Genomic DNA, 11,613 nt, shown 5'->3' on the forward strand with positions numbered 1-11,613 from the left:
GGGCGGGGCCGGGCGGGGGGGGGCGTGGGAGGGGCTTTCGGGGGACGGGCGCGGGCACGACGGCCCGTTCCCGTAACGGGTTTGTGGTCGTCCCCCGGTGTGGCGAGGATGGCGGGAACCATCCGACGAGACGAGAGCGGAGCGACCGACGATGTCAGGACCCGTGACCCTCGACCGGCGCGAAGGACCCCACGGAGAGGTCGTCCTGCGGCGCCGCGACGAGCACTACGAGATCATCGCCAACGGCACCTTCCTGATGGACACCTCCGACGGGCGCTCCGAGCGGCTCCTGGTCGACGCGGCCCTCGACGCGCTCCCCGAGGAGCGCCGGGCCGGCGCCTCCGTCCTCGTCGGCGGGCTCGGCGTCGGCTTCTCCCTCGCCCACGCCGCCGCCGACCCGCGCTGGGGCCGGATCGTGGTCGCCGAGCGCGAGGAGGCGATCATCGACTGGCACCGGCGGGGGCCGCTCGCCGCGATCTCCGGGGCCGCGCTCGCCGATCCCCGGACCGTGATCCTGCACACGGACCTGGTGGAGCACGTGCACACCTCCACCGACACCTACGACGCCCTCTGCCTCGACATCGACAACGGCCCGGACTGGACCGTCACCGAGGACAACGAATCCCTTTACTCCGCCCGGGGGTTGGCGGCCTGCGCCGCCCGTCTCACCCCCGGCGGGATCCTCGCCGTGTGGTCCGCGCGACCCTCCGAGGATTTCGAAGCAACCTTGCGGAATGCCGGATTCAGCGGGGTACGGACGGAAGAGGTGCCCGTTGCCCGGGGCGTCCCGGACGCGGTCCACCTCGCGGTCCGTCCCGGCTGACGCCTGGATAGCCGGGACGCCACCGGTACCTCTAGGCTGCTGCACCGACATCGGCGACGCGAGGCGGGGCAATGGAGCAGACACACACCACTCACCACGGTGCGGCGGCCACTCCGGGGGCCCAGCGGCGCGTCCTGGTGGTCGAGGACGACGCCACGATCGTCGAGGCGATCTCCGCCCGGCTGCGCGCCGAGGGCTTCCTCGTGCAGACCGCGACCGACGGCCCCGCCGCCGTCGACGCCGCCGAGGCCTGGCAGCCCGACCTGATGGTCCTGGACGTCATGCTGCCCGGTTTCGACGGCCTGGAGGTGTGCCGCAGGGTCCAGGCCCAGCGGCCCGTCCCGGTCCTCATGCTGACCGCCCGCGACGACGAGACCGACATGCTGGTCGGGCTCGGCGTCGGCGCGGACGACTACATGACGAAGCCGTTCTCGATGCGCGAGCTGGCCGCCCGGGTGCACGTGCTGCTCCGCCGGGTCGAGCGGGCCGCGCTCGCGGCGGTCACCCCGCGCAGCGGCATCCTGCGCCTGGGCGAGCTGGAGATCGACCACGCGCAGCGGCGGGTCCGGGTCCGGACCGAGGACGTGCACCTGACCCCGACCGAGTTCGACCTGCTCGTCTGTCTGGCGAGCACGCCCCGCGCGGTCCTCTCCCGCGAGCAGTTGCTCGCCGAGGTGTGGGACTGGGCGGACGCCTCGGGCACCCGGACCGTGGACAGCCACATCAAGGCGCTGCGCCGGAAGATCGGGGCCGAGCGCATCCGCACGGTCCACGGCGTCGGCTACGCGCTGGAGACCCCGGCGCCGTGAGCCCCCGGAGGCCCGGAGGACGGGAGCGGCCGGAGGCGGCCGGAGGACGACCGGGGGGACCCGGGAGGCCGGAGAGAGGGCCGGGAGGGCCGCCGGGAGGGTTCGGAGAGCCGGGAGGGCCGGGAGGGCCGCCGGGTGGGCCCGATGGAACGGGCGGGCGCCTGGACGGGCCTGGTGGACCGGGCGGCCCCGGTGGACCGGGAGGGCCTGGTGGACCGGGCGGCCTCAGTGGACCGAGCGGCCCCGGAGAGCCGGGCGGGGAGAGCGTTCCCGGCGGGCGCGACGACCCCGGTGGGCGCGGCGGCCGGTGCCGGCGCCGCCGCCGGATCGTGATCTCCATCAAGACCAAGCTCGGCGCCCTCGTCGTCGGGGCGGTCCTGCTGACCTCCTGCCTCGCCCTGGTGGCGATCCGCACCTCCACCGAGTTCCGGTACATCACGATCTTCGCGATGATCGCGACCCTGCTCATCACCCAGTTCGTGGCCCAGTCCCTGACCGCCCCCCTGGACGAGATGACCACGGTGGCCGGGACGATCTCGCGCGGCGACTTCAGCCGCCGGGTGCGGGGCGCGGACCGGCGGGACGAGCTGGGCGACCTCGCCTCCACGATCAACCGCATGGCGGACGACCTGGAGGCCGTGGACCGGCACCGCAAGGAGCTGGTGGCCAACGTCTCGCACGAGCTGCGGACCCCGATCGCCGCGCTGCGGGCCGTCCTGGAGAATGTCGTGGACGGGGTGTCCGAGGCCGATCCCGAGACGATGCGGTCGGCGCTCAAGCAGACCGAGCGCCTCGGGCGGCTGGTGGAGACGCTGCTCGACCTGTCACGCCTTGACAACGGTGTCGTCGGCCTGCGGGGGCGTCGCTTCGAGGTCTGGCCCTATCTGTCCGGGGTGCTGCGCGAGGCGAACCTCGCCGCGTCCCAGCGCGGCCTGTCGTCCACCTCGGGCCTGCACAACCGTACGGACGTGCACCTGCACCTGGACGTGTCGCCGCCCGAGCTGACCGCCCACGCGGACGCGGAGCGGCTGCACCAGGTGATGGCGAACCTGATCGACAACGCGGTGAAGCACTCCCCGCCGCACGGCCGGGTCACCGTGCGGGCCCGGCGCGGCCCGTATCCGGACTCCCTGGAACTGGAGGTTGAGGACGAGGGTCCCGGCATCCCGGAGTCGGAGCGGCACAAGGTCTTCCAGCGGTTCAACCGGGGTTCGGCCTCGCGCCGGCAGGGTCCGGCCAGCGACGGCGGGACGGGGCTGGGGCTCGCGATCGCCCGCTGGGCGGTCGATCTGCACGGCGGCGAGATCGGTGTGGCCGAATCATCACGCGGGTGCCGCATCAGAGTCACTCTTCCGGGCAGTCGTCCACCGATGGATTGACGTAGGGTTCGAACCGGAAGAACACGTTCTGCGTGTACGGGGGTGAGACCTCCGCGCACGTGAGCGGGGTGCGTTCAGAGGTGCGGCCGAAGGCGGTCGTGCCGATGCCTTTCCGTACCCTCACACCAGCGGAACCACGCTTGTTTCCCGCCATTCACGGCTCCGAAACACCCCGTCAAGTGTGACTTGCGCGACGTTGGAGTGCCCGGCCTGCACCTCCCGGCCGGACAGGCGTAGCCTTTATTTCCGCTGTCCATCACCTTGTGAAGCGGAAGAGGGCGGTTGCCGCCGTGTCGTCTCAGTCCCCCAGTACCCCGAGCTCCCCGACCGACCAAGACGGGCAGGGCCAGAACCCTGCGACCGCCTTCGGTGCCAATGAGTGGCTCGTCGACGAGATCTACCAGCAGTACCTCCAGGACCCGAATTCGGTCGATCGTGCCTGGTGGGACTTCTTCGCCGACTACAAGCCCGGAGCGTCGGAGACCCCGGCCGCCCCGGCGCCCACCCAGAGCACGCCGAGCGCCCCCGCCGCGCCGCAGACGGGCCCCGCACAGGCCGCGCCTGCCGCTCCGGCCTCCGTGCCCGCGCCCGCTTCGGCTCCCGCCGCACAGAAGCCGGCCGCGGCTCCCGCCGCCCCGGCCGCGGTGAAGGCGGCCCCCGCGGCCGCCAAGCCGGCCGCCCAGGCCGCGCCGGCCGCCGCCAAGCCCGCCGCCGCGAAGGCCGACCCGGCCTCCGAGGCCCCGGCCGGTCCCGAGCTGATCACGCTGCGCGGTCCCGCCGCCGCGGTCGCGAAGAACATGAACGCCTCCCTGGAGGTGCCGACGGCCACGTCCGTCCGCGCCGTCCCGGTGAAGCTGCTCTTCGACAACCGGATCGTGATCAACAACCACCTGAAGCGCGCCCGGGGCGGGAAGATCTCCTTCACCCACCTCATCGGCTACGCGATGGTGCAGGCCATCAAGGCCATGCCGTCCATGAACCACTCCTTCGCCGAGAAGGACGGCAAGCCGACCCTGGTCAAGCCGGAGCACGTGAACTTCGGCCTCGCGATCGACCTGGTGAAGCCCAACGGCGACCGCCAGCTCGTCGTCGCGGGCATCAAGAAGGCCGAGACGCTCAACTTCTTCGAGTTCTGGCAGGCGTACGAGGACATCGTCAAGCGCGCCCGCGTGGGCAAGCTGACGATGGAGGACTTCTCCGGCGTCACCGTCTCCCTGACCAACCCCGGCGGCCTCGGCACGGTCCACTCCGTGCCGCGTCTGATGCCCGGTCAGTCGGTCATCATGGGCGTCGGCTCGATGGACTACCCCGCCGAGTTCCAGGGCACCTCCCAGGACACCCTGAACAAGCTGGGCATCTCGAAGGTCATGACCCTGACCTCGACGTACGACCACCGCGTGATCCAGGGCGCCGCCTCCGGCGAGTTCCTGCGGATCGTCGCGAACCTCCTCCTCGGCGAGGAGGGCTTCTACGACGAGATCTTCAAGGCCCTGCGCATCCCCTACGAGCCGGTCCGCTGGCTCCGCGACATCGACGCCTCCCACGACGACGACGTCACCAAGGCCGCGCGCGTCTTCGAGCTGATCCACTCCTACCGGGTCCGCGGCCACGTCATGGCCGACACCGACCCGCTGGAGTACAAGCAGCGCAAGCACCCCGACCTGGACATCACCGAGCACGGCCTCACCCTGTGGGACCTGGAGCGCGAGTTCGCGGTCGGCGGCTTCGCCGGCAAGTCGATGATGAAGCTCCGCGACATCCTCGGCGTGCTCCGCGACTCGTACTGCCGCACCACCGGCGTCGAGTTCATGCACATCCAGGACCCGAAGCAGCGCAAGTGGATCCAGGACCGCGTCGAGCGCCCGCACTCCCGCGTGGAGCGCGAGGAGCAGCTGCGGATCCTGCGCCGCCTGAACGCCGCCGAGGCCTTCGAGACCTTCCTGCAGACCAAGTACGTCGGTCAGAAGCGCTTCTCCCTGGAGGGCGGCGAGTCCGTCATCCCGCTGCTCGACGCGGTCATCGACTCGGCCGCCGAGTCGCGCCTCGACGAGGTCGTCATCGGCATGGCCCACCGCGGCCGCCTGAACGTCCTGGCGAACATCGTCGGCAAGTCGTACGCGCAGATCTTCCGCGAGTTCGAGGGCAACCTCGACCCGAAGTCGATGCACGGCTCCGGCGACGTCAAGTACCACCTGGGCGCCGAGGGCACCTTCACGGGCCTGGACGGCGAGCAGATCAAGGTCTCCCTGGTCGCCAACCCCTCGCACCTGGAGGCGGTCGACCCGGTCCTGGAGGGTGTCGTCCGCGCCAAGCAGGACGTCATCAACAAGGGCGGCACGGACTTCACCGTCCTGCCGATCGCCCTCCACGGCGACGCGGCCTTCGCCGGCCAGGGCGTCGTCGCCGAGACGCTGAACATGTCGCAGCTGCGGGGCTACCGCACCGGCGGCACGGTCCACATCGTCATCAACAACCAGGTCGGCTTCACCGCCGCCCCGGAGTCCTCGCGTTCCTCGATGTACGCGACCGACGTGGCCCGCATGATCGAGGCGCCGATCTTCCACGTGAACGGCGACGACCCGGAGGCCGTGGTCCGCGTCGCGCGGCTCGCCTTCGAGTTCCGCCAGACGTTCAACAAGGACGTCGTGATCGACCTCATCTGCTACCGCCGCCGCGGTCACAACGAGGGCGACAACCCGCAGTTCACCAACCCGCAGATGTACAACCTGATCGACAAGAAGCGCTCGGTGCGCAAGCTGTACACCGAATCGCTCATCGGTCGCGGGGACATCACCCTGGAGGAGGCGGAGCAGGCGCTCCAGGACTTCCAGGGCCAGCTGGAGAAGGTGTTCGCGGAGGTCCGCGAGGCCACCACCGCCTCCTCGGCGCCGGTGCACGTCCCGGACGCCCAGGCCGAGTTCCCGGTCTCCGTCACCACCGCGGTCTCCCAGGAGGTCGTGAAGCGGATCGCCGAGTCCCAGGTCAACGTCCCGGACCGGATCACGGTCCACCCGCGCCTGCTCCCGCAGATGCAGCGCCGCGCCGCGTCCATCGACGACGGCACCATCGACTGGGGCTTCGGCGAGACCCTCGCCATCGGCTCCCTGCTGATGGAGGGCACCCCGGTCCGGCTCTCCGGCCAGGACTCCCGCCGCGGCACCTTCGGCCAGCGCCACGCGGTCCTGGTGGACCAGGAGACCGGCGAGGACCACACCCCGCTGCTCTACCTGGCCGAGGACCAGGCCCACTACAACGTCTACGACTCGCTGCTCAGCGAGTACGCGGCGATGGGCTTCGAGTACGGCTACTCGCTGGCCCGCCCGGACGCCCTGGTCGTCTGGGAGGCCCAGTTCGGCGACTTCGTCAACGGCGCGCAGACCGTCGTCGACGAGTTCATCTCCTCCGCCGAGCAGAAGTGGGGCCAGACCTCCGGCGTCACGCTGCTCCTGCCGCACGGCTACGAGGGCCAGGGCCCGGACCACTCGTCCGCGCGCCCGGAGCGCTTCCTCCAGATGTGCGCCCAGGACAACATGACGGTCGCCATGCCGACGCTGCCGTCGAACTACTTCCACCTCCTGCGCTGGCAGGTGCACAACCCGCACCACAAGCCGCTCATCGTCTTCACCCCGAAGTCGATGCTGCGTCTGAAGGCCGCGGCGTCCAAGGTGGAGGAGTTCACCACCGGCGGCTTCCGCCCGGTGATCGGCGACGACACGGTGAACCCGGCCGACGTCCGCAAGGTCGTCTTCTGCGCGGGCAAGGTCTACTACGACCTGGAGGCCGAGCGTCAGAAGCGCGGTGTCACGGACACGGCGATCATCCGTCTGGAGCGCCTGTACCCGCTGCCGGGTGCCGAGCTGCAGGCCGAGATCGCCAAGTACCCGAACGCCGAGAAGTACCTGTGGGCCCAGGAGGAGCCGGCGAACCAGGGTGCCTGGCCGTTCATCGCGCTCAACCTGATCGACCACCTCGACCTGGCGGTCGGCGCGGACATCCCGGCGGGCGAGCGCCTGCGCCGGATCTCGCGTCCGCACTCCTCCTCCCCGGCGGTCGGTTCGGCCAAGCGCCACCAGGCGGAGCAGCAGCAGCTGGTCAACGAGGTCTTCGAGGCCTGATCCGGACCGCTCGCGCGGGACGGGCGGAGGCCCGGCACCCCTTTCGGGGGTGCCGGGCCTCCGGCGTTTCCGCGTGCGCCCGCCGGGGTGTCAGCCGAGGTAGGCCTCGAAGTCCCAGTAGGGGCGGTTGCGCTGGCGGGCGGAGAGGGTGTGCGGGTGCTGCGCGCCGAGGGTCCTGGTGAGGGCAAGCAGGCCGTCCTCCTCGACCTTCCCCGCCTCCTCGACCTCGCGCACGCCCCGGAGGTCGGCCGCGAGCGCGATCCGGCACGAGAGGGTCAGCGGGTGCTCGTCGCCGAGGACCCGGCGGGCGCGGCGCAGGGTCTCCCGGCTCAGCTCGACGGCGTCGCCGACGCGCCCGTTGAAGTTGCGGGCGGCGGCGGCGTTGAGCGCGCAGCCCAGGACCCAGGGGTGGTCGGGGCCGAGGGTGGCGGTGAAGCCGCCGAGGGCGGACTCCAGGAGGGCGAGGGCGCCGGAGCGGTCGCCCGCGGCCTGCAGGACGAGTCCGGTGTTGGCCACCATGCCGGTGGCGACGGGATGGGCCGGGCCGAGGATCGCGCGGAACCCGGCCTCCGCCTCGGCGGTCAGCTCGCGGGCGTGGTCGAGGTCCCCGTGTTCGCGCAGGTAGTTGGCGTAGTTGTTGATGAAGGTGAGGGTCGTGTGGTGCTCGCGGCCGTGCACCTGCTCGATCTGTTCCAGGAGGCTCGCCATCTGGGCGCCGATGTCCTGCTGGGCGCCTCCCTCGCGGCGCCGGCAGAGCGCGAGCTGGGCGCGGGCCGAGAGGGTCTGCGGGTGCTGCGCGCCGAGGACCTGGACGTGCAGCCGGACACTGGCCTCCTGGCGCACGAGGGCGTCCCGGTAGCGGCCGAGGAGGCGCAGGTCGTGGGCGAGGGCGCTGCCGGAGTTGAGGGTGTTGGCGTGGCGGGCGCGCAGGACGGTCTCGCGGCGGGCGAGGTTCTCGGCGTCGAGGTCGTACGCCTCCTGGTAGCGGCCGAGGAGGCGGAGGCTGACGCCGAGGTTGTGGCGGGCGAGGAGGGTCATGAACTCGTTCTCGCCCAGGATGCGCCGGGACTCGTCGAGGAGGCGGCGCTGGAGCTCCTCGGCCTCGGTGTACTGGCCGAGGTAGCGGAGGTTGCTCGCGGCGGCGCTGTGGGCGATGAGTTCGGCGTGCTCGTTGCGCGGGGTCTGCGCGCGGAGCCGTTCGAGGGCGGCCGAGTCGAGGACGTGGGCCTCGCGGAACCGGCCGGCGGCGCGCAGGATGTTGCCCTCCTGGCTGGTCAGGGTGAGCATCGGCTGGGCCACCGGGTCCATGAACCCGCTCCAGCTGAGCCGGATCCGCTCGGCGAGCCGGGTGCCGGCCTTGAACTCGCCGCTGCGGTAGCAGTAGCGCAGGCAGTTGAGGACGGCGTTCTGGATGCGGGGGCTGCGGCTCTCCAGGGCGCCGGAGGGTTCGAGGTGCGGCAGGAGTTCGGCGTACCGGGGCCAGTTGCGGCTGTCCATGGGGTTGCCGGGGTCGGCCTCGGCGAGCAGGGTGCGGACGGCCTTGCGGTGGGCGGCGCGGTGGGTGCCGTCGGTGAGCCGGGAGACGATGTCGTGCACGAGCCGGTGCATGTGGACCGACTCCTGGTGCGGGCCCATGTCGGTGCTGACGGGGCCGCGGGTCTCCCGGGTGAGGACGGAGTAGTTGACCAGGGTGTCGAGGGCCCGGGTCCAGGCCGGCAGGTCGTTGGCCATCCAGTGCAGGTCCTCGGGGAGTTCGGCCTGCGGGTAGGCGCGGACGAGGCCGAGGGGGATGCGGCCCGGGGCGAAGGAGGCGCAGAAGCTGAGGATCTCGACGGCCTGCGGCTGGGCGCGGCGGAGCCGGTTGATCAGTATCGACCAGGAGGTGAGGGAGGCGTTGGGCACGCCCTCGCCGCCCGTCGGGTCGTCGACGGTGGAGAGCCGGCCCTCGCGGACCATGCGCAGGTACTCGGGCGCCTCCATGCCGGACTCGCCGAGCCAGGCGGCGGCCTGGACGAGGGGCAGGGGGACGTCGCCGAACTCGTGGGCGACCTCGTCGGCCTCGGCGGCGGTGATGTGCGGGGCCCGGCGCATGAGGTAGCCGGTGGACTCGGCGCGGGCGAAGCCGCCGACCTCCAGGAGGTCGGTGTGCTCGGCCCAGAGGCGGTTGCGGGAGGTGATCAGGACGTGGCCGGGGCCGTGCGGGAGCATGACGCCGACGTCCCTGATGTCGTCCCAGCCGTCGAAGACGACCAGCCAGCGGCTCTGCGGGTCGCCGCGGCGCAGGGCCTCGCGGACCGCGCGGATGCGTTCGCCGGGTTCGTTGCCGACGGGGAGGCCCAGTTCGACGGCGAGTTCGCCGAAGCGGTCGCGCTGGACGTTGCGGTCGTCGGAGCTGACCCACCAGACGGTGTCGTAGTCGGGGCTGAAGCGGTGGGCGTACTCGGCGGCGATCTGGGTCTTGCCGATGCCGGACATGCCGAGGAGGGTGCAGGCCGCGTTGCCGCGCTCGGCGTCCATGAGCCGTTCCTGCAGCTCGGTGAGGAGGTCGTCGCGGCCGGTGAAGCGGGGGTTGCGGCGCGGCACCTCGCCCCAGACCTCGGGCGGGGTGTCGGGGTAGCGGACGAGGGCGCCGGGCGGGATGCGGCGGCCGGCCGAGCGGCGGGGTTCGATGCCGAGGCGGCCGAGGAGGCGGGCCTCCGCCTCGTCCTCGCCGACGCCCCAGAGGCCGACCGGTTCCAGAACGGCGGTGGCCGGGAGCAGGGGCCGGTTGGTGAGGTTGACGGCGGCGAACCGGTCGGCGTGGGCGGCGACGAAGCCGCGCAGGACGTCGTTCCACTCCCCGGCGGGGCGCGGGCCGAGTTCGAAGAACCAGTCGTTGAGGACGAGGAGGACCTGGCCGCGGGCGAGCAGCAGGTCGCCGAGGGAGTCCTCCAGGGGCACCTCGCGGGGCGGGTCCCAGCGGTGCGGGGTGGCGCGGACCCCGTGCAGGTCGAGGCGCTGGGCGATCCAGGTGGCCCAGGGCCGGTGGTAGCCGGGGAAGACCACCAGGACGTGTTCGGGTGCCGTGCTTCCGCGCGGGGCTCCGCCCCCGGTCGGCCGCGCCTGTTCCGCCATGTGTACCTCTCCCTGTCCGCTCGCACGCCACGTGGTGTCATCGCGCGCGTGCATAGTGTCACCGAAGTGCTCGGGGCGTGGCACCGAGACGCGCGTGGTGCTGTCGCATGTGGTGGGCGAACTCCCTCCCCGCGTTGGTCAGTTCATCGGATTCAAGCAGGACCGAGAGGGCCCGGCCCACCTGATGGTGGAATCTCTCGAACTGCTGCCCGGCCCTCGTGCGCCAGGAGGCGGGCAGACCGGTCGACCGGGCCGCGCGCCGCCACAGGTCGGTGAGGGCGAGGTGGGCGTAGGCGCCCTGGAGGACGCCGGCGATCGGGCGGGCGTCGGCGCGCCAGCCGACCTTGTGCACGGTGGCCGGTCCGGCGGTGTGGAGCGGTACGAGTTCGTGGACGGCGGCCAGTTTGGTGTGCTGGGTCTCGTGGACGAGGACCTCGGCCATCTCGCGGGGTCCTTCGGGCAGTGTGGCGAGGACGGCGCCGGGGGCGGCGCGGAGGGTGGCGCCGAACGGTCCGGTCCCCCGGTCGGCGTGGGCGACGGGCACCAGGACGCGGACGAGGCGCCGCACCTCCTCGGCGCGGGCGGGGTCGGTGGCGTCGAGGAGGCGGAGGGCCGTCCGCCAGCGATCGGCCCAGACGGCCCGCCCGGCGGGTCCCGCCTCCACGCCGGTACGGGGCGGGTTGCCGATCCCGCCGCGCGGCACCCGGTAGGGGTCCAGGTCGTCGAGGACGGCGGTCCCACCGGGGAGCCGGAGGACGGGGGTCCAGCGGGGGTCCGCGCCGGTCGGGCGCCCGGAGCGGGGGTCGCGCGGGAGCGGGACGGCCCGGGCGGGTCCCGCGCCCTCGGGGGTGATCCGCGCGTGGCGGCCCTCGGTCCGTACGGCGACCCGGTCGGCTCCGGTCAGCAGCCTTCCCAGGCCGGTGAGGGACAGGGTGCCGCGCGGGGTCGCCACGGTGAGGTCCGGGGCGCAGCCGGCGCGCAGTGCGGCGGTGAGGGCGAGGGCGTCGAAGTGGGCGAGCCGCGCGTCGAGTTCCGGGCCGGGCGGCGCGGTGAGCGCGGCGGCGAGCCAGCCGCCGGTGGTGGGGTAGTCGAGGAGGTCGCGGACGGCGGCGGGCGCGCGCTGCTCCGCCCGCTCCAGCAGGCGCCAGGCGGCCTCGAACCGGTCCTCCACGCCGTCACCGAGCTCCGCCCGGTGCCGGCGGACCCGGACGAGCAGCGCCTTGAGCAGGACGAGCCGGCGTGCGTGGAGCGCGGAACGGAGCAGGACGGCCCCGTCGCGCGTGGGCCGCGTCCGGGCGAACAGCCCGAGGAGCGCGGCGGAGGGGGGCGCGGGGGTCATGACGGCCTCCGCCGCGCTCCTCGGGCTGTTCGCC

The 11,613-nt window shown here is 72.7% G+C and carries 7 protein-coding genes; 5 read left to right on the forward strand and 2 right to left on the reverse strand.

Annotated features, from left to right (window positions below; genetic code table 11):
• Window positions 1–151 precede the first annotated feature (151 nt).
• From OO47_RS32370 to OO47_RS32385, 5 genes are all read left to right on the forward strand, one after another.
• Window positions 152–823, forward strand: a complete 672-nt coding sequence (locus OO47_RS32370) for a spermidine synthase family protein (RefSeq protein ID WP_030207467.1) — start codon at window positions 152–154, stop codon at window positions 821–823.
• 71 nt (window positions 824–894) lie between these two features.
• On the forward strand, window positions 895–1,632 hold the full coding sequence (locus OO47_RS32375; RefSeq protein WP_030207465.1) for a response regulator transcription factor: 738 nt from the start codon (window positions 895–897) through the stop codon (window positions 1,630–1,632).
• A 144-nt stretch (window positions 1,633–1,776) separates the two neighbouring features.
• Entirely contained in the window at window positions 1,777–1,965 is a 189-nt protein-coding gene (locus tag OO47_RS37520) for a hypothetical protein (RefSeq protein ID WP_167345316.1), read from the forward strand.
• Entirely contained in the window at window positions 1,962–3,011 is a 1,050-nt protein-coding gene (locus OO47_RS32380) for a HAMP domain-containing sensor histidine kinase (RefSeq protein ID WP_407696380.1), read from the forward strand. Before OO47_RS37520 ends, OO47_RS32380 begins: the two co-directional genes overlap by 4 nt.
• A 290-nt stretch (window positions 3,012–3,301) precedes the next feature.
• Complete coding sequence (locus tag OO47_RS32385; RefSeq protein WP_030207460.1) at window positions 3,302–7,126, forward strand: multifunctional oxoglutarate decarboxylase/oxoglutarate dehydrogenase thiamine pyrophosphate-binding subunit/dihydrolipoyllysine-residue succinyltransferase subunit; 3,825 nt, start codon at window positions 3,302–3,304, stop codon at window positions 7,124–7,126.
• 90 nt (window positions 7,127–7,216) lie between these two features.
• On the opposite strand, the gene fxsT is transcribed toward OO47_RS32385, so the two are convergent.
• Together fxsT and OO47_RS32395 are read right to left on the reverse strand one after the other, a co-directional pair.
• Window positions 7,217–10,240 (reverse strand): FxSxx-COOH system tetratricopeptide repeat protein, encoded by a 3,024-nt coding sequence (gene fxsT / locus OO47_RS32390; protein ID WP_030207457.1) that lies wholly within the window; start codon window positions 10,238–10,240, stop codon window positions 7,217–7,219.
• 58 nt (window positions 10,241–10,298) lie between these two features.
• On the reverse strand, window positions 10,299–11,613 hold a 1,315-nt coding region (locus tag OO47_RS32395; RefSeq protein WP_234323381.1), incomplete at its 5' end, for an aKG-HExxH-type peptide beta-hydroxylase.

The organism is Streptomyces bikiniensis, assembly GCF_000716625.1.
Taxonomy (GTDB): domain Bacteria; phylum Actinomycetota; class Actinomycetes; order Streptomycetales; family Streptomycetaceae; genus Streptomyces; species Streptomyces bikiniensis.

Bases quoted from the DNA above. Each gene is read 5' to 3' on its own strand.
- OO47_RS32370 (WP_030207467.1), top strand. From the start codon at position 152: ATGTCAGGACCCGTGACCCTCGACCGGCGCGAAGGACCCCACGGAGAG.
- OO47_RS32375 (WP_030207465.1), top strand. From the start codon at position 895: ATGGAGCAGACACACACCACTCACCACGGTGCGGCGGCCACTCCGGGG.
- OO47_RS37520 (WP_167345316.1), top strand. From the start codon at position 1,777: ATGGAACGGGCGGGCGCCTGGACGGGCCTGGTGGACCGGGCGGCCCCG.
- fxsT (WP_030207457.1), bottom strand. From the start codon at position 10,240: ATGGCGGAACAGGCGCGGCCGACCGGGGGCGGAGCCCCGCGCGGAAGC.